The sequence below is a fragment of the Pseudomonas spelaei genome (genome assembly GCF_009724245.1).
GTDB lineage: Bacteria > Pseudomonadota > Gammaproteobacteria > Pseudomonadales > Pseudomonadaceae > Aquipseudomonas > Aquipseudomonas spelaei.
The window spans coordinates 407,393-424,337 of record NZ_WNNK01000002.1 but is presented as its reverse complement, the minus strand read 5'-3'; the positions used below and the strand labels follow the sequence as shown (position 1 = coordinate 424,337).

Annotated in this window: 17 protein-coding genes; 10 read left to right on the top strand and 7 right to left on the bottom strand. The window is 59.5% G+C overall.

Annotated elements, in window-relative coordinates; genetic code table 11:
- Positions 1-174: 174 nt before the first annotated feature.
- Positions 175-1,080: a cation diffusion facilitator family transporter gene (locus tag GNF76_RS04125; protein ID WP_155581893.1), complete on the top strand. Its 906-nt coding sequence runs from the start codon at positions 175-177 to the stop codon at positions 1,078-1,080.
- Between the two features lie 3 nt (positions 1,081-1,083).
- Here GNF76_RS04125 and GNF76_RS04120 read toward each other — a convergent pair whose 3' ends face one another.
- A complete protein-coding gene (locus tag GNF76_RS04120) occupies positions 1,084-1,758 on the bottom strand; it encodes a heavy metal response regulator transcription factor (RefSeq protein WP_155581892.1) in 675 nt (224 codons plus the stop codon).
- Between the two features lie 279 nt (positions 1,759-2,037).
- Between GNF76_RS04120 and GNF76_RS04115 the strand changes: the two genes are divergently transcribed.
- Genes GNF76_RS04115 through GNF76_RS04105 form a run of 3 tightly spaced genes read left to right on the top strand, consistent with a single transcriptional unit; the run spans position 2,038 to position 7,612 of the window.
- On the top strand, positions 2,038-3,252 hold the full coding sequence (locus GNF76_RS04115) for a TolC family protein (RefSeq protein WP_246211865.1): 1,215 nt from the start codon (positions 2,038-2,040) through the stop codon (positions 3,250-3,252).
- Positions 3,253-3,269: 17 nt separating this feature from the next.
- Positions 3,270-4,436: an efflux RND transporter periplasmic adaptor subunit gene (locus tag GNF76_RS04110; RefSeq protein ID WP_155581890.1), complete on the top strand. Its 1,167-nt coding sequence runs from the start codon at positions 3,270-3,272 to the stop codon at positions 4,434-4,436.
- 26 nt (positions 4,437-4,462) lie between these two features.
- Positions 4,463-7,612, top strand: coding sequence for a CusA/CzcA family heavy metal efflux RND transporter (locus GNF76_RS04105; RefSeq protein ID WP_155581889.1), 3,150 nt, complete (start codon positions 4,463-4,465; stop codon positions 7,610-7,612).
- Between the two features lie 82 nt (positions 7,613-7,694).
- Here GNF76_RS04105 and GNF76_RS04100 read toward each other — a convergent pair whose 3' ends face one another.
- From GNF76_RS04100 to GNF76_RS04090, 3 genes are all read right to left on the bottom strand, one after another.
- Positions 7,695-8,153 carry an REP-associated tyrosine transposase gene (locus tag GNF76_RS04100; protein ID WP_155581888.1) on the bottom strand — a complete coding sequence of 153 codons (459 nt, stop codon included), beginning with the start codon at positions 8,151-8,153 and terminating at the stop codon, positions 7,695-7,697.
- Positions 8,154-8,402: 249 nt separating this feature from the next.
- Positions 8,403-8,597, bottom strand: coding sequence for a hypothetical protein (locus tag GNF76_RS04095; protein ID WP_155581887.1), 195 nt, complete (start codon positions 8,595-8,597; stop codon positions 8,403-8,405).
- 184 nt (positions 8,598-8,781) lie between these two features.
- A complete protein-coding gene (locus tag GNF76_RS04090) occupies positions 8,782-10,110 on the bottom strand; it encodes an OprD family porin (RefSeq protein WP_155581886.1) in 1,329 nt (442 codons plus the stop codon).
- A gap of 225 nt (positions 10,111-10,335) precedes the next feature.
- Here GNF76_RS04090 and GNF76_RS04085 point away from each other — a divergent pair, with 225 nt between their 5' ends.
- Entirely contained in the window at positions 10,336-10,668 is a 333-nt protein-coding gene (locus tag GNF76_RS04085; protein WP_155581885.1) for a DUF2790 domain-containing protein, read from the top strand.
- Between the two features lie 54 nt (positions 10,669-10,722).
- On the opposite strand, the gene GNF76_RS04080 is transcribed toward GNF76_RS04085, so the two are convergent.
- Positions 10,723-11,241 carry a GNAT family N-acetyltransferase gene (locus GNF76_RS04080; RefSeq protein WP_155581884.1) on the bottom strand — a complete coding sequence of 173 codons (519 nt, stop codon included), beginning with the start codon at positions 11,239-11,241 and terminating at the stop codon, positions 10,723-10,725.
- A 113-nt stretch (positions 11,242-11,354) separates the two neighbouring features.
- On the opposite strand from GNF76_RS04080, the gene GNF76_RS04075 reads away from it, so the two are divergent.
- Positions 11,355-11,936, top strand: coding sequence for a flavin reductase family protein (locus tag GNF76_RS04075; RefSeq protein ID WP_155581883.1), 582 nt, complete (start codon positions 11,355-11,357; stop codon positions 11,934-11,936).
- A 3-nt stretch (positions 11,937-11,939) separates the two neighbouring features.
- On the opposite strand, the gene GNF76_RS04070 is transcribed toward GNF76_RS04075, so the two are convergent.
- Entirely contained in the window at positions 11,940-12,824 is an 885-nt protein-coding gene (locus GNF76_RS04070) for a LysR family transcriptional regulator (RefSeq protein ID WP_155581882.1), read from the bottom strand.
- 95 nt (positions 12,825-12,919) lie between these two features.
- On the opposite strand from GNF76_RS04070, the gene GNF76_RS04065 reads away from it, so the two are divergent.
- On the top strand, positions 12,920-14,326 hold the full coding sequence (locus GNF76_RS04065) for an MFS transporter (RefSeq protein WP_155581881.1): 1,407 nt from the start codon (positions 12,920-12,922) through the stop codon (positions 14,324-14,326).
- 119 nt (positions 14,327-14,445) lie between these two features.
- On the opposite strand, the gene GNF76_RS04060 is transcribed toward GNF76_RS04065, so the two are convergent.
- Positions 14,446-15,255 carry an AraC family transcriptional regulator gene (locus tag GNF76_RS04060; protein ID WP_155581880.1) on the bottom strand — a complete coding sequence of 270 codons (810 nt, stop codon included), beginning with the start codon at positions 15,253-15,255 and terminating at the stop codon, positions 14,446-14,448.
- A 217-nt stretch (positions 15,256-15,472) separates the two neighbouring features.
- On the opposite strand from GNF76_RS04060, the gene GNF76_RS04055 reads away from it, so the two are divergent.
- Genes GNF76_RS04055 through GNF76_RS04045 form a run of 3 tightly spaced genes read left to right on the top strand, consistent with a single transcriptional unit; the run spans position 15,473 to position 16,936 of the window.
- Positions 15,473-16,036 (top strand): DUF2975 domain-containing protein, encoded by a 564-nt coding sequence (locus GNF76_RS04055; RefSeq protein WP_155581879.1) that lies wholly within the window; start codon positions 15,473-15,475, stop codon positions 16,034-16,036.
- Between the two features lie 7 nt (positions 16,037-16,043).
- Positions 16,044-16,259 (top strand): helix-turn-helix domain-containing protein, encoded by a 216-nt coding sequence (locus GNF76_RS04050; protein ID WP_155581878.1) that lies wholly within the window; start codon positions 16,044-16,046, stop codon positions 16,257-16,259.
- Positions 16,260-16,297: 38 nt separating this feature from the next.
- Complete coding sequence (locus GNF76_RS04045) at positions 16,298-16,936, top strand: LysE family translocator (protein ID WP_155581877.1); 639 nt, start codon at positions 16,298-16,300, stop codon at positions 16,934-16,936.
- Positions 16,937-16,945 lie beyond the last annotated feature (9 nt).

Below are 16,945 nucleotides of genomic sequence, written 5' to 3'. Positions count from 1 at the left end.
TTGTTTCCTGCTCGAAAAGCATACCTGATAGAGCCGTGCCAGAGCGTCCGTGCGCAGTTTTGGTGCAACCAACTAACGTCAAACTGGCCGGAAGATGACAATTTTGCAAACCATGCCGGTGGTTTTGGCCTATAGCTCTATGATCAATCGCACATTCAGTCACGAGGACATTTCATGAGCGCAGGACACAGCCACGCCCAGGTACGCGCCGGACACGAACGCAAGTTATGGATGGCCCTGGGGCTGACCGGCAGCTTCATGATTGCCGAGGTCATCGGTGCCTTTGTCACCGGCAGCCTGGCGCTGTTGTCCGACGCCGCGCACATGATGACCGACACCCTGGCCCTGGCGATTTCCCTGGTGGCGATCCAGGTGGCCAAGCGTGCAGCCGACCGCAAGCGCACCTTTGGCTACGCCCGTTTTGAAATCCTGGCGGCGTCTTTTAACGCGCTGCTGCTGTTCGCGGTGGCGTTCTATATCCTTTATGAGGCGTATCAGCGCCTGCAGGCACCCGCCGAAATTCAGTCCACCGGCATGCTGGTAATTGCCGTGTTGGGGCTGATCGTCAACCTGATTTCCATGCGCCTGTTGAGCGCGGCGAGCGGCGAAAGCCTCAACGTCAAAGGGGCGTACCTGGAAGTCTGGAGCGACATGCTTGGCTCCGTCGGCGTGATCATTGCAGCGGTGGTGATCATGTTCACCGGTTGGGGCTGGGTCGATTCGGTGGTGGCAGCGGCCATTGGCTTCTGGGTATTGCCACGCACCTGGACCCTGCTCAAGGAAAGCATGAACGTCCTGCTACAAGGTGTGCCTGACGGTGTTGATATCGATCAGGTAGAGCAAGCCGTTCGCGCGATCCCAGGGGTCAAGGACGTGCACGACCTGCATATCTGGGCGCTGACCAGTGGCAAGAATGTGCTGAGCAGTCACTTGGTAGCAGATGCCACCGTGGGCACTGAACAACAGATCCTCACCCAAGTGACGGAAATGCTGCATGAGCAATTCGATATTTCCCACGTCACGTTGCAGGTCGAAGGTGAAGATTTTCATCACGACGACCACGACGAGGTGCATGCTTGACGGCTATTCCCGTTCCTCCAGCACATAACCGACACCGCGCAGGGTGTGGATAAGTTTGTGCTCGAACGGGTCATCGATCTTGGCCCGCAGGCGGCGAATCGACACCTCCACCACGTTGGTGTCGCAATCGAAGTTCATGTCCCAGACGAACGAGATGATTTGCGTGCGTGACAGCACCACGCCGGTCTGGCGCATCAGCAGGTGCAGCAGGGCGAACTCCTTGGTGGTCAGGTCGATGCGTTGCAGGCCGCGATACGCCCGGTGGCGGCCCTGATCCAGCTCAAGGTCGGCGACCCGCAACACATCAGGTACCGGCGAATGCACACTGCGGCGCATCAAGGTACGCACCCTGGCCAGCAGCTCGGGGAACTCGAACGGCTTGACCAGGTAATCGTCGGCGCCCAGGTCCAGGCCCTTGATCCGGTCGGCCAATCGGCCCTGGGCTGTCAGCATCATGATCCGGGTACTGCTGTTCTGGCGGATGCGCCTGAGCACATCCCAACCATCAATCAGCGGCAGGTTCACGTCCAGCATCACCAGGTCGTAGGCGTGCTGGCGTGACAGGTGCAAACCGTCGGCGCCGGTGGCGGCACAGTCGACGATGTAGCCACTTTCACTGAGGCCCTGGTGCAAATAGTCGGCAGTTTTAGGCTCGTCTTCGATAACCAGAATGCGCATGGGTAAAGTCCCTCGGTTTAATGAAGAAGATAAAGTTGAGTTGGAAAGTGTGTTGAAGGTGAAAGTGGAAACTAACTTTTTCTGAAAGTGTGGGTCGCCTTCGATTGACCCGGATCTTAAAGCAAAGGTCCGTAATAGAGCGGTTGATAACGGATTTGTAATGTTCTGGCCACCCCTCTGATAAGTAACGAAAGTTACATTGCCCGTGCTTGGATTTATCCGCTATTTCATGGGCGTGGAACTCTTGTTATGCCAACTCACGTAAGAAAATTACTGTGGATGGCGGGCGCTTTGTCCGCTGTTTTGTTATTTAGCACGGCGACGGTTCAAGGCGCTCAAGCCCAGACGTTGACCCTCGATTCGGCCCTGCAAACCGCCTTCGCCAACAACCCGGACCTGGCCGCCGCGCAATGGGAAATCGACATTGCCCAAGGCGGTCGACAACAGGCCGGCTTGATCCCCAATCCAGTCGCCTCTTTCGATGCCGAAGACACGCGGCGCAACTCCCGCACCACCACCATTAAGCTGACCCAGACCCTGGAGCTGGGTGGCAAGCGTGGCGCGCGCATTGATGTGGCATCGCGGGCCCAGGACGCGGCGGCGTTGACACTGGAGCAGCGTCGCAACGTGTTGCGGGCCGATGTCATCGAAGGTTTTTACGGTGCGCTACGGGCTCAGGAGCGTCTTGATCTGGCTCAACGCTCACTGGCGTTGGCCGAACGCGGCCTGGTGGTTGCCAATGGCCGGGTCACGGCAGGTAAGTCGTCGCCAGTGGAGGCTACTCGTGCTCAGGTGCAACTCTCGGAGATTCGCCTGGAGTTCAGCCGCGCCGAGATGGGCCTGACTGACGCCTACCGCCGTCTGGCCGCGATTACCGGGGCGGCCAGCACCGACTTCCAATCCGTCGCGTCGCAAGCCATGGCGGCGCCGACGTTGCCAGCGTCTTCACAGTTGCTGGCGCGCTTGGATCAAACCGCCGAACTGCGCCTGGCCGAACTGCAAATCCAGCAGCGCGAAGCAGCATTGGGCCTGGAAAAAGCCGAGCGCATTCCCAACCTCGACGTGTCCATCGGCAGCCAATACGACGCCAGCGTGCGTGAGCGAGTGAACGTGGTGGGCGTGTCGATGCCGATCCCGTTGTTCAACCGCAACCAGGGCAACGTGCTCTCCGCCAGCCGCCGAGCTGACCAGGCGCGGGACCTGCGCAACGCCGCCGAACTGCGGCTGCGCACCGACACCCGCCAGGCCCTGGACCTGTGGTCGACGGCCAACAGCGAAGTGCGCTCTTTCAACCAAGTGATTCTTCCGGCTGCCCAGAGCGCGGTGGACAGCGCCACCCGTGGTTTCGAGATGGGCAAGTTCAACTTCCTGGAAGTCCTCGATGCCCAGCGCACCTTGATTGCGGCGCGTACCCAATACCTCTCCGCGCTGGCCCAGGCCACCGACGCCTGGGTACGTATCGAACGGATTTACGGCGACCTCGCCCGGTTTTGATTTTTCAGGAGTACCCGATGAACAAGAAACAAGGCATTGCTTTGGCCGTTGCGGTGGCCATTGGTCTAGGAGTGGTGGTCACAACCGACCTGTTCCGGCCTGCCCCCAGTGTTGCGGTTGAGGAAAAAGCCGCCGCCGCTGAGGCACCGGAAGAAGAAGGCAAGCTCGAACTCAGCGACCAGCAAATCCAGGCCGCGGGCATTCAACTGGCTCAGGCCCAGCCTCGGCAGATCAGCACCGTGCTGTCACTGCCGGGGGAGATACGTTTTGACGAAGACCGCACCTCTCACATCGTGCCCCGTGCGGCGGGTGTGGTGGAGTCGGTCAAGGTCAACCTGGGGCAGTCGGTGAAAAAAGGCGAGTTGCTGGCGGTCATCGCCAGCCAGCAGATCTCCGACCAACGCAGTGAACTGGCGGCGAGCGAGCGCCGGGTCGAACTGGCCCGCACTACCTTCCAGCGCGAGCGCCAGTTATGGCAGGACAAGATCTCTGCCGAACAGGATTACCTGTTGGCGCGCCAGACCTTGCAAGAAGCTGAAATTGCCCTGAACAACGCCCGGCAAAAAATGAATGCCCTGAGCGGCAGCACTGTATTGGCAGGTGGCAATCGCTATGAACTGCGTGCGCCGTTCGACGGCGTAGTGGTGGAAAAACACCTTGGCGTCGGTGAGGTAGTGAGCGAGACCAGCAACGCCTTCACCCTGTCGGACTTGTCTCAGGTGTGGGTCACCTTTGGTGTGTTCCCCAAGGACTTGAACAAGGTCCAGGTAGGCAAGCCGGTGAAGGTCAGCTCCACCGAAATGGGCACCGAAGTCATGGGCAAGGTGGCGTATGTCGGCAACTTGCTGGGTGAGCAAACCCGTACCGCGACCGTGCGAGTCACCGTGCCCAACCCCGATGACTCGTGGCGCCCTGGTCTGTTCGTGGCCGTGCAAGTAGCGACTGACACCTACCAGGCCAAAGTCACCGTACCCCAGGAAGCGATCCAGACCGTCGAGGATAAACCCTCGGTGTTCGTGCGCACGGTGGACGGTTTCATGACGCGCCATATCGAACTGGGCGTGAGTGAAAACGGTTTCGTCGAAGTCCGCGAGGGGCTCGACGCCGGCGCGCAGGTGGCCACCGTCGGCAGCTTCATCCTCAAGTCGGAATTGGGCAAAGGCTCGGCCGAGCACGCCCATTGATACGCCTTCTCTGCGAGTGATTTCCCATGTTTGAGCGCCTTATCCAATTTGCCATCGAGCAGCGCATCATCGTGCTGCTGGCGGTGCTGTTGATGGCCGGTGTCGGCATCGCCAGCTACCAGAAACTGCCCATCGACGCGGTGCCGGACATCACTAACGTCCAGGTACAAATCAACTCGGCCGCCGCCGGGTTTTCGCCGTTGGAAACCGAGCAGCGCATTACGTTTCCCATCGAAACCGCCATGGCGGGGTTGCCGGGGTTGCAGCAGACACGCTCGCTGTCCCGCTCCGGCTTGTCTCAGGTGACGGTGATTTTCAAGGACGGCACTGACCTGTTCTTTGCCCGGCAACTGGTCAACGAGCGCTTGCAAGTGGCCCGCGAGCAATTGCCCGAGGGGGTAGAGGCGAGAATGGGGCCGATCTCCACCGGGTTAGGCGAGATTTTCCTGTGGACCGTGGAAGCGCAGGACGGCGCCCGCAAGGAGGATGGCTCTGCCTACACGCCGACAGACCTGCGGGTGATCCAGGATTGGATCATCAAGCCGCAATTGCGCAACGTCCCGGGCGTGGCCGAGATCAACACCATCGGCGGCTTTGCCAAGGAATACCAGATCGCCCCGGACCCCAAGCGCCTGGCGGCCTACAACCTGACCTTGACCGACCTGGTCACCGCGCTGGAGCGTAACAACGCCAACGTCGGCGCCGGTTATATCGAGCGCAGCGGTGAGCAGTTGCTGATCCGCGCGCCGGGGCAAGTGGCGTCCATCGAAGACATTGCCAACATCGTGATCAATACCGTCGACGGCACGCCGATTCGTGTGCGTAACGTTGCCCAGGTCGATATCGGCCGTGAGTTACGTACTGGCGCTGCGACCGAAAACGGCCGCGAAGTCGTGCTGGGTACGGTGTTCATGCTGATCGGCGAGAACAGCCGCACCGTGTCCCAGGCGGTGGCAAAAAAGCTTGAAGAGATCAACCGTTCGCTGCCCGAAGGTGTTGTTGCTGTCACCGTGTATGACCGTACCAACCTGGTGGAAAAAGCCATCAGCACCGTGAAGAAAAACCTCTTCGAAGGTGCACTGTTGGTGATCGTGATTCTGTTCCTGTTCCTGGGCAATATCCGCGCAGCGCTGATCACCGCGATGGTGATTCCCCTGGCGATGTTGTTCACCTTTACCGGGATGTTTACCAACAAGGTCAGTGCCAACCTGATGAGCCTCGGGGCGCTGGACTTCGGGATTATCGTCGACGGTGCGGTGGTGATTGTCGAGAACGCCATCCGCCGCCTGGCCCATGCCCAGCAGCGCCATGGCCGGTTGTTGACCCGCAGCGAGCGTTTGCATGAAGTGTTTGCAGCGGCCAAGGAAGCCCGTCGGGCGCTGATCTTCGGGCAACTGATCATCATGGTGGTGTACCTGCCGATCTTCGCCCTCACAGGGGTGGCCGGGAAGATGTTCCATCCCATGGCGTTCACGGTGGTGATTGCGTTGCTGGGGGCGATGATTCTCTCGGTGACTTTTGTGCCTGCGGCGATTGCGCTGTTTGTCACCGGCAAGGTCAAGGAAGAAGAAAACCTGGTGATGCGCACCGCACGCCGGGCCTATGCGCCGGTGCTGGATTGGGTGATGGCGCACCGTCCGCTGGCCTTCGGTCTGGCGGTGATGACCATCGTGGTTTCAGGCGCGGTGGCCAGTCGCATGGGCAGCGAGTTTATTCCCAGCCTCAGTGAAGGCGACTTTGCCCAGCAGGCCATGCGCGTGCCCGGCACCAGCCTCACGCAATCGGTGCAGATGCAGCAGCAGTTGGAAAAAACCTTGCTGGCCAAGGTGCCGGAAGTCGAGCGGGTGTTTGCGCGTACCGGTACCGCAGAGATTGCTTCGGACCCGATGCCGCCGAACATTTCCGACAGCTACGTGATGCTCAAGCCGAAGGGTCAGTGGCCTGATCCGAAGAAATCCCGCGAAGCCATCATCGCCGATATCCAGCGCGCCAGTGCGATTGTGCCGGGCAGCGTGTATGAGTTGTCGCAGCCAATCCAACTGCGCTTCAACGAGCTGATTTCCGGGGTGCGCAGTGATGTAGCGGTGAAGGTGTTTGGCGATGACATGGCGGTGCTGAACAAGACCGCCGGGGAAATTGCCGAGACCTTGCAGGGGCTTAAAGGTGCTTCGGAAGTGAAGGTGGAGCAGACCTCCGGCTTGCCGGTGCTGACCATCAACATCGACCGTGACAAAGCCGCGCGTTTTGGCCTGAATGTTGGTGACGTGCAAGACACCATCGCGGTTGCGGTGGGTGGGCGTCAGGCCGGTACGATGTACGAAGGTGACCGGCGTTTTGACATGGTCGTGCGCTTGTCCGACGCCCTGCGTACCGATATCGACGGGTTATCACGGTTGTTGATCCCGATTCCTGCGCTGGCCAGTAATGCCGGGGGGCAGATTGGTTTTATCGCCCTGTCGGAAGTTGCCAGCCTGGACCTGGTGCTTGGTCCCAATCAGATCAGCCGTGAGAACGGAAAGCGCCTGGTAATCGTCAGTGCCAACGTGCGCGGGCGCGACATAGGTTCGTTTGTCGAAGAGGCCGCGACGGCTATCACCACCCAGGTGAAAATCCCTGCCGGGTACTGGACCACCTGGGGCGGGCAGTTCGAGCAATTGAAAGAAGCCTCCGAACGCCTGCGCATCGTGGTGCCGGTGGCGTTGCTGTTGGTGTTCGGGCTGTTGTTCATGATGTTCAACAACCTCAAGGATGGGCTGCTGGTGTTTACCGGGATTCCGTTTGCGTTGACCGGTGGGATCATGGCCTTGTGGCTGCGGGATATTCCGCTGTCGATCTCGGCGGGGGTGGGGTTTATTGCCTTGTCCGGCGTGGCGGTGCTCAACGGGTTGGTGATGATTGCCTTCATTCGTAACTTGCGGGAGGAAGGACGCACGTTATCGGTGGCGATCAATGAAGGGGCCTTGACCCGGTTACGGCCGGTGTTGATGACGGCATTGGTGGCCTCCCTGGGGTTTATTCCCATGGCGTTGGCCACGGGGACCGGTGCCGAGGTGCAACGGCCGCTGGCGACGGTGGTGATCGGGGGGATTATCTCGTCCACGATCCTCACCCTGTTGGTGTTGCCGGCGTTGTACTACTGGGCGCACCGGCGGGACGAAGAGCCCGTGAGTAACTGACCTGTAGCCGCTGTCGCAGGCTGCGATCGGCTGCGCAGCAGTCGTCAGGGTCTTGAAACCGCCCTCAGCCTGGTGGCAGAGGCTACAACCAACTCGCGTCCCACAATGCGTATTCGCCGGCCTTTCTGACCAGGCCTGCGCGTAGAGGGTTGGCTACGATGTAGCGGGCAATGGTTCGCAGGTCATCTTCCTTGCGAATCGCCCTGTCGTGATAGCCTTTTTGCCAGAGCCGTCCGCTGGTCTTTGTTGATTGGTTGATGGACAGGCTGCTTCTGGACTTTACCCTGCACATTACCTGAGGCAGGGGCTTTTCCTGCAGTTCAAATAGCCAGTGAAAATGCTCGGGCATGATCACCCAGGCCAAGGAAGAAACACTCCCTTCTTCATGGGCGAGCTTCATCTCTTTGACCAGTAACCGGCCCAAATGGAAATCGGTAAAGATAGGCCGACGCTGATCGGTCACAACCGTCACTGCGTAAATTCGTCCTGGCTCGGAGTAACGACCATTGAGAAGCCGGTATCCGTTTGAATGAATGGGCAATCCTTTGCACTCACTGTTGTTGTCGACCCATTCACATTAGTTCGACAAATCGCTTACAACTGCGGCATAAAGTGAGTAGATATTTTCTGTAGCCGCTGCCGAGGCACGAGGCTGCGATGGGTTGCGAAGCGACCCTCAAGGGCAAAAGCCAAGCCAAAAAAAACGCCCCAATCGGGGCGTTAAAAATTCATCTCTTTCCAAAGGAGCTACACAAAAGCTTCAGAGATGAATGTGCTCGGTGTACGCCGTTCAGATAGCCTCTTTCGAAGTTTTATCTGTCTCTGCGGACGGTGTCTGGGCTACCGCTTCTGAACCATGAACCTGCTGCTGTTGCTGGCGAAACTCAGCGAGGAACTGCTTGGAGCGGTCGCTGCCGTCGTCAGCCAACGCTGTGGTTGAAATGGCGCCCAGGAAACTGATCAATAACAAGTCAGATGGCTTCATTAATACTCTCCAGACAAGGCCTGTGCCGTTAGTTGAAAAAAAACCTCGGCTGGGCGATGCGGCCAGTATATGAAGGTCAACTTAACGAGAAGGTGAGGGCGATATTACAGTTCTGACAGGCTGCAAACTGTGAACAGATGTAGGTCAACGGCAAGTGAATGTAAGCACTTGCCGCTGAGATGTATCAGAGGATCGCCAGCGGGTATTCGACGATCAGGCGAAGTTCTTCCAGGTCCGATTCAAAGGCACTGGAGCGCACTGTTGCCTGGCGAACCCGCAGCGAAAGGTCTTTCAGGTTGCCGCCTTGCACCACGTATTTGGCCTCGATATCCCGCTCCCACCGACGTTGATCGGTCAACGGATTACCGGCTGCATCACGTCGCATATACACCGAGTTGGCATTGCTGTAATCGCCTCCGGTGCCTTTGCCATAACGGGTCATGAAGGACAGGCCGGGAATGCCGAAGGGCTGCATGTCCAGGTTATAGGTAACCATCCACGAACGTTCCTTGGGCGAGTTGAAGTCGCTGTACTGGATCGAGTTGTCGAGGAAGATCGAGTCCGACTGGCGCAGGTAATCAAAGTCGTCATTACCGTTGTTGCGCTGGTGCGACAGCGCCAGTTTGTGGGCGCCCATCTTCACGCCCACCTTGGCGCTCCAGATGTTGTTATTGAATTCCCCCAGCAGCTTTTTGCCTTCGTCCTGAGCGTTGTAATAGTTGAAGCCACCGAACAATGACACCTCATCCGTCAGTGGGTAGCTGGCTGCCGTGCCGAAGTAATATTGATCCCAGGCGTCCTTCAAGCGGCTGCTGTAAAGGCTCACGCTGAGATTCGGGTTGACCTCGTAGTCGCCACCGAAGTAGCCGATCCAAGGCGAATCCACCTTGCCGGCATAGAAAGTGGCGAAGCCATTGTTCATGCCGCTGGCGTTGGGCTGGCTCATGGCATGCAGGCGTCCGCCTTGCAGGGTCAAGCCGTCGAAACTGGTGTTTTGCGCGGTGACCCCGCGAAAGCTTTCCGGCAACAAACGCGAGTCGCCGTAATGCACCACCGGCGTTTGCGGGAATACATCACCAGCCTTGATCACGGTGTCCAGCAGGCGCACTTTCAGGGCACCGCCGAGCTTGCTGTAGTTGTCTTCGGGACGATTGTCGCTGTCCACCGGCAGCACGCCGAACGATCCCTTGCCGCCGCTGCGACCGGTGCCCGAGTCCAGTTTCAGGCCGTACATGGCGAAGGCGTCCAGGCCAAAACCGACCGTGCCTTGGGTAAAACCGGATTCGAACTTGCTGATCAGGCCCTGGGCCCAGGCTTCCGAATACCCGTTGCCGGTGGGGCTGGACTGGCCCTTGCGGTCATCACGGTTGAAGTAAAAGTTACGGGCCAGCACGTTCAACGTACTGCCTTCGATAAACCCCTCAGGTTGCTCTTCCACGGCCATGGCGGCCAGCGGCGTACAGCCCGCCAGGGCCGCAATGAATGAAAGGGAAAGTTTGCGGTTAGTGCACATGTTTCGCTCCTCGGTATTGGCAGCTATCAGCCTTTTATTAAGTGGGCGTTATTGTTGGTTTGGCCCAGATTGATAGTTGCAAACACGAGATAACGGCGAGGTGGCGCAAGGATTACAATTTTGGAAGTTCGGCCGTACATAACGGATAAGTAATCTCTCGGTGACGCTCCTGACAGGGTTCGTTCGTTAACCTCGGTACTGAATATTTCAGACGAGGAACACCCCATGAATACCCTAAACGTCACAATAGGCGCGTTGGTCCTGGCCCTGTCGTTCGGTGCAATGGCCGAGGGCGGTGGTGACCGTACCTTCAGCCAGTTGATGGACAACAACCAGAAAGCCATGGCCCTGTATGCCGAGAAAAAAGGCAAGCCAGCCCCCGAAGTCCAGGCTTATCGCTACGGCATGAAGCTGGACATTGCCAAGGTGGTCAACGTGACGCCGCCGATTCGTGCGTGCGAGGTGGTGCCGTCACGCATGACCTACGAAGACTCCACCGGCAAGCTCAATACCCTGGAGTATCAGGTGATGGGCATGTGCCGTAATAACGGCAGTTGAGGCTGTGCAGAAAGTGGTCAGTGCCGTAGGGCAGTTTGCGAATCAGTTGGCCACTTAGGCACTTCCATGGATTTCAAAGTGCAGCATGTCGAACCATTGTCCATGCAGCAGAAAGCTTTTGCGCGAGTGGCCGTACTGAGTAAAGCCACTGCGCTCCAGCACCCGGACCGAGCCCAGGTTTTCCGGGCGCACCGTGGCTTCGATACGCAGTAATCCATGGTCTTGAAAGGCCTTCTGTAATCCCAGGGCTACCGCCTGCCGAGCCAGGCCGCGACCGGTGTACTCGGCGCCCATACGGTAGCCCAGTGACGCGCAATGGTAGTAGCGGCGCCGCACCTGGGTGAAGTTGAGTCGTCCCACCAGCAGGCCGTTCTCACGCACCAGGTACTGATAGGTATGATCTTCGCGGGCTTCCTGCAAGGCGGTTTCGATGGCTCGGGTCACGCCGTCGACGCTGTAGTAAGCGTCCGGGCGGGCGTTGATCCAGCTTTCGAAAAACGCCCGGTTGGCCAGCTCGAATGCCAGCATTTCGTGCATGTCATCCCACTGTGGGGGCGTCAATGTCAGGTTCATCCTTGGCAAGCCTCGCGGTCAGTGTCACTCGTGCCTTCTTCATCTCATGATCCGGCCGGTGGATTCAAGTTTCAGGTATCGTTGGATTTTCCCCGAGCCTCGGAAGACCCTCCATGAGCCTTACCCATCGCCGTCCCGTCCCGCTGTCCAAGGCCTACCGTTTGCTCAACCATGGGCCGACCGTATTGGTCAGTGCCGCCCACAATGGGCAACGCAATATCATGGCGGCCGCCTGGGCGATGCCGCTGGATTTCGAACCGCCGAAAGTCGCGGTGGTACTGGACAAGGCCACTTGGACCCGGCAGTTGCTTGAGGGGGCCGGCAGCTTTGTGCTCAACGTACCGTGCGTGGCCCAGGCCGATATTGTGCAGACCGTGGGTAACACCACCGGCAGCGATCGGGACAAGTTCAAAGCCTATGGTTTGCAGGCCTTCACCGGCGAACACACCGAGGCGCCGATGCTTGAAGGCTGTGTGGCCTGGCTGGAATGCCGCCTGTTGCCCGAGCCCCATAACCAGCAGACCTATGACCTGTTCCTCGCCGAAGTCATCGCCGCCCAGGCTGACGAACGAGTGTTCAGCGATGGCCGCTGGCACTTCGAAGGCCAGGACGCACTGCGCACCTTGCACCATGTGGCGGGCGGGCATTTCCTGACGATTGGCCAGCCGGTGGTTGGGCACCAGCTCGACGTCTGAGGCCTACCACCGCGCCTGGTTCAACGCCTCGGCAAATGCCATCAACTTCGGTGAATATTGCCGGGAGGGCGGATAGACCAGCGACAGCGCCCGGCTGCGGCCGGCGAAGTCTTCCAGCAATGGCACCAGCCGGCCGGCGGCGAGGTCTTCGCGCACGGCGAAGTCCATCACTTGGGCGATGCCAAAACCGCCGACCGCGCCGTCCACCAGGGCGTCACCGATATCGAAGATCAGCCGCCCCTCGACGCTGACATCGCGCACCTTGCCATTGAACATGAACTGCCAGTCCACCAGCCGACCGCTGCGCAGGTTGCGTACGGTCAGGCAGTTGTGATCCTTGAGTGCATCAACAGTGTGTGGCGTACCAAAGCGCGCCAGGTACGCGGGCGAGGCGACTGTGACCCAACGCAGCGGTGGCAGCGCCCGGGCAATCAGGCGCTGATCCTGGATTTCGCCGGTGCGCAGCAAGGCGTCGAAGCCTTCGTCGACGATGTCCACCAACCGGTCAGTCATCACCGCTTCGATGCACAGGTCAGGGAAACGCTGGGTCAGTTCGCCAATCACTGGCATCACCACCTTGCGCCCGAACAGCGACGGCGTGCTGATCTTCAGCAGACCGGAGGGCGTGCAGCGGCGGTCGAGCATCTGCCGTTCGGCTTCCGCCAGTTCGGCGAGTAACGGTGCGCTGCGCTCGTACAGCATCTGGCCGTCGGGCGTGAGGCTGACGCTGCGGGTATTGCGCTGCAACAGGCGCACGCCCAACTCGCTTTCCAGCCGGGAAATGGCCCGGGACAAGCCTGATTGCGTCAGGCCCAAGTCACCGGCTGCGCGGGTGAAACTACGGGTCTCGGTCACCCGAACCAACAAGCGAACAGCGTTCAGATCCATGATTAAAGTCATTACTGAAAGAGTGAAGTGGCTATTTATCATCTGTTGCGCATGAAAGACACTGGCCGCACTTCATTTTCGGACAGGACGCTGTGATGCCCGCTACTTCTTTGACGCGCCCTTCGGGCTGGATGCTTGCGCTGTTGGCGACGGCGCAGTTGATCATCGCCCTGGACGCAACCATCGTGTTTGTTGCGCTGCCGCAAATCGGCAGCCACCTTGGGTTTTCTGCCCAGCAACTGCAATGGGTGGTCAGTGCCTATACCGTGGCGTTTGGCGGCTTCCTGCTCTTGGGTGGGCGAGCGGCGGACCTGTTGGGTAAACGGCGTTTGTACATCCTCGGCCAGTCCTTGTATGCGCTGTCGTCGCTGGCGGCGGTGCTGGGGGGCAGCGCGTTGCTGCTGGTGTTGGCACGGGCGGTCCAGGGTGTCGGCGGCGCATTGTTGTTCCCGGCGACCCTGGCGCTGATCAACACCTATTACGCCGAAGGGCCGGCACGCAACCGGGCCTTTGCGGTGTGGAGCGCGGCGTCGGCGGCGGGCCTGGCCCTGGGGGCTTTGCTGGGTGGCGTATTGACACAATGGTGGGGCTGGGAGGCAGTGTTTTTGGTCAATGTGCCGCTGGCGGGGGGTTGCGCGGTGGCGGCCCGCCACTGGATTCCCGCCGACGGGGAGCGCGCTCGCGGACGCAGTTTTGATATCAGCGGCGCGTTGACTGTGACAGTGGGCGGCACCCTGTTGGTGTTTGCCCTGGTGCAAGGGCCGGAATGGGGTTGGGCGGCGCCTGCCACGCTGGGCTGCATGGTGGTGGCGCTGGCGTTGCTCGGGCTCTTCGCCTGGATTGAACACCGGGGCCGTGACCCGCTGATGCCGCTGCGTTTGCTCGGCTATCGCGAGTTGCGCATGGCGATGGTGCTGACGGCAGTGTTCATGAGCAGCTTCGGCGTGCAGTACTACTTTCTGGCGGTGTACTACCAACAGGTCTACGGCTACAGCGTGTTGGCGTCAGGGTTGGCGTTCTTGCCGGCGACGCTGGTGTGTACCCTGGGTATTTGGCTGGCCGAGCGCTCGTTGGTGCGGTTTGGCTTGCGCACCACCCTGGTCAGCGGTCAGCTGGCCGGTGCCTTGGGCATCGCGTTGGTGTGCCTGGCGTTGCCGACGGGCGCGGGGTTCTGGCCGCTGTTGCCGGGGATATTGATTCTGAGTGTCGGTCAGGGCATGACCTGGACTGCCATGTGGGTTTCTGCCGGCCTTGGTATCAAACCGGGGGAGCAGGGCGTGGCGGCGGGGATGGCGTCCACCAGCCAGCAGATCGGCGGGGCGCTGGGGTTGGCGTTGCTGGTGTCGTTGGCCAATGCCGGTGGTGGGACGGGGGCGGCTCAGGCATCGGGCATTGAGCTGGCAATGTGGTGGAGTGCGGCGATTGCCTTGGCGGGGGCGGTGCTGGCGCTGCGGCTCAAGCCTGTGGCTCTGAAGCCGAGTCCGAGTCTGGAAGCGACCTGAGTCAATTGTGGGAGCTGGCTTGCCTGCGATTGCAGTGTGTCAGACGGAAAAGTTGTGCTGGGAAAACCACTATCGCAGGCAAGCCAGCTCCCACACTCGACGGTATTTCAAGTCACGCATCAGCGCCCGAGCATCTTCACCCACCGTGATGGCGGCAACCCGAAGGTGCTATGAAATTGGCGGGTCATGTGGCTCTGGTCGGTAAACCCGGCGGTCAGCGCAGCATCCACCAACGATTGCCCCTGACCGATCAAGGTCCGCACCAGGTCCAGGCGGCGCATGGTCAGGTAGCGGTAGGGGCTGGTGCCGAACAACAGGCGAAAATCCCGCGATAACGCCCAACGGTCGCGACCACTGTGCGCGGCCATCTCCTCCAGCGTGATGGGGCGACCCAGGGCGCTGTGGATAAACTCCCTGGCACGTTCGGCGGCCTGGTAGTCAAAGGTCTTGCGGACGATGTTGATCCCCGAGGCGTTGTTCAGGGCCTGGGCCAGGTCGAACAGTGCGTCTTGTTCCTGCAACGGATCAATCGGGCAATCCAGGCTTTGCAGCAGTACCTCACTGGCCCGGTACAACCACGGATCGCGTGACAGGCCATTGTGGATAAACGGCAATGGCTTGCCGCCGAGGATCTGCTGGATCAGTGCCGGCTCCACATAAATCATCCGGTACTTGAAACCTTCCTCGCTGCTGGCCCAACCGTCATGGACTTCGTCGGGGTGCAGCACCATGGTGGTGCCGGGCAGGCTGTGGGTCTTGTTGCCGCGGTAATGAAAACTCTGCACCCCGAACAGGGTGCGGCCGATGGCGTAGGTGTCGTGGCGATGGGGATCGAAGCCGAACCCGGAAAAGTACGCCTCGATACGCTCCAGGCCACTGGCGTGGGGCGCGCGGTGCAGCCAGTCGATGTTGGTAGTCGGTTTGCCCATGGTGGCTTGTCGCAAGGTGAGGTGGAAACACGTTAACCCAGTCTGAATCCACTGTCTGCCGGGGTCTTGAACGATTGTGCGGCGTCCCAGGCATGTCGTGCAGGTCATCATGCGGATGAGTTTTTGGTGTGAGATAACGATTAGCATTAAATAATTATTGTTTTACGATAATTAATCTATTATTTTGCCTCTCGCATTCTCTCCAATGAGGCTACTTATGAACTCCCAACGTCTTGCCCAGCTCAGTCAGCGCATGTCGCTGATCACCCTCTTGCTGATTGTTGCCATGTTGTTGCTCAATACCGCTCTGTGGCTGTTTCCGGTGTTGGGTTCATCGGCGGATGGGCTGGGGTTTGGCTTCGCTTTGAGTGATCGACAGATTCAAGGGCGAGCCGGGCAGGTGGCCCTGTTTCCAGGGTGGCAGATCCTGGGCTGTATTGTGCTCTCCAGCATTCCCTTGATGGCGTTGGTGTCTGGCTTGAATCATCTGCGCCGACTGTTTCAGAGCTACGCCAGGGGAGAATATTTCTCCAGTGACGCAGCGCAGCGCTTGGGTAAAGTGGGACGGGCGGTGGCGGTGTGGGTGTTGCTGGATTTTTTGTGTGAGCCGTTGCTCAGCGTCTGGGTCAGCATGAATGAGCCGGTGGGCCAGCGTTTGCTCACTTTGAGTGTCACTGCGCCCAGTTTCGTTGCGTTGTTTCTCGCTGCCTGTATCTCGGTGATCGCGCGTATCCTGTGGCAGGCCAGTGAAGTGGATTCCGAAAACCGTACCTTTGTTTGAGATCAGCATGCCAATTGTGATTGAGCTGGACGTTATGCTTGCCCGGCGCAAGGTCAAATCCAAGGACCTGGCGGCCGCCATAGGAATCACCGAACAAAATCTGTCGCTGCTCAAGCAAGGGAAGGTCAAGGGCATACGTCTCGCGACACTGGATGCCATCTGCACCCACCTGGACTGTCAGCCCGGTGACCTGCTGGTGCATACACCCGAGCCCGATCTGTAGCCGCACACGTTTTTCAACCCGCCGTGGATGGACCGTCGATGCTTGTTTCCAACCTGCCGTATATTGCACCGTTGCTCTCGTTGGCATTGCTGTGGACCGTCGCGGTAGTGACGCCGGGGCCCAACTTCTTCAATATTGCGCAGCTGGCGGCCAGCGGTTCGCGCCGGCACGGCGTAGTGGCGTCCGTAGGCGTGGCCACCGGCACGGTAATGTGGGGGCTGGCGGGTGGCTTGGGCATCAAGTCACTGTTCACCGCTGCGCCCATGCTGTATCTGGCGTTCAAAATCATTGGCGGCTGCTACCTGATTTACCTGGGGTTGAAACTGTTCAAGCGCTCGACGCCAGCCATGAATCAGAACCTGTTGCCGGACGAGCCCCGGCGCTCGCTGTTTTCCGCTTGGCGCCTGGGCTTGCTGGGCAATCTGTCCAATCCCAAGGCGGCGTTGTTTGTCGCCACCATCTTTGCCTCCACCATGCCGGCGTCACCCTCACCGATGCTTCTGACATTGGCCGTCATCACCATGGCGACGCTGTCGTTCAGTTGGTACTCCTGTGTGGCGCTGGTGTTTTCCAGCGAGCGCATGGCCAATCTCTATAGCCGCTCGCGCAAGTGGCTGGACCGCTTTGCCGGCAGTTGTTATATGTTGTTCGGGGCGCATCTGGTGACTACTCGCTGAAACGGAGTC

Coding starts and splice junctions, on each gene's coding strand:
- GNF76_RS04125 (WP_155581893.1), top strand. CDS start 175: ATGAGCGCAGGACACAGCCACGCCCAGGTACGCGCCGGACACGAACGC.
- GNF76_RS04120 (WP_155581892.1), bottom strand. CDS start 1,758: ATGCGCATTCTGGTTATCGAAGACGAGCCTAAAACTGCCGACTATTTG.
- GNF76_RS04115 (WP_246211865.1), top strand. CDS start 2,038: ATGGCGGGCGCTTTGTCCGCTGTTTTGTTATTTAGCACGGCGACGGTT.
- GNF76_RS04110 (WP_155581890.1), top strand. CDS start 3,270: ATGAACAAGAAACAAGGCATTGCTTTGGCCGTTGCGGTGGCCATTGGT.
- GNF76_RS04105 (WP_155581889.1), top strand. CDS start 4,463: ATGTTTGAGCGCCTTATCCAATTTGCCATCGAGCAGCGCATCATCGTG.
- GNF76_RS04095 (WP_155581887.1), bottom strand. CDS start 8,597: ATGAAGCCATCTGACTTGTTATTGATCAGTTTCCTGGGCGCCATTTCA.
- GNF76_RS04090 (WP_155581886.1), bottom strand. CDS start 10,110: ATGTGCACTAACCGCAAACTTTCCCTTTCATTCATTGCGGCCCTGGCG.
- GNF76_RS04085 (WP_155581885.1), top strand. CDS start 10,336: ATGAATACCCTAAACGTCACAATAGGCGCGTTGGTCCTGGCCCTGTCG.
- GNF76_RS04080 (WP_155581884.1), bottom strand. CDS start 11,241: ATGAACCTGACATTGACGCCCCCACAGTGGGATGACATGCACGAAATG.
- GNF76_RS04075 (WP_155581883.1), top strand. CDS start 11,355: ATGAGCCTTACCCATCGCCGTCCCGTCCCGCTGTCCAAGGCCTACCGT.
- GNF76_RS04070 (WP_155581882.1), bottom strand. CDS start 12,824: ATGGATCTGAACGCTGTTCGCTTGTTGGTTCGGGTGACCGAGACCCGT.
- GNF76_RS04065 (WP_155581881.1), top strand. CDS start 12,920: ATGCCCGCTACTTCTTTGACGCGCCCTTCGGGCTGGATGCTTGCGCTG.
- GNF76_RS04060 (WP_155581880.1), bottom strand. CDS start 15,255: ATGGGCAAACCGACTACCAACATCGACTGGCTGCACCGCGCGCCCCAC.
- GNF76_RS04055 (WP_155581879.1), top strand. CDS start 15,473: ATGAACTCCCAACGTCTTGCCCAGCTCAGTCAGCGCATGTCGCTGATC.
- GNF76_RS04050 (WP_155581878.1), top strand. CDS start 16,044: ATGCCAATTGTGATTGAGCTGGACGTTATGCTTGCCCGGCGCAAGGTC.
- GNF76_RS04045 (WP_155581877.1), top strand. CDS start 16,298: ATGCTTGTTTCCAACCTGCCGTATATTGCACCGTTGCTCTCGTTGGCA.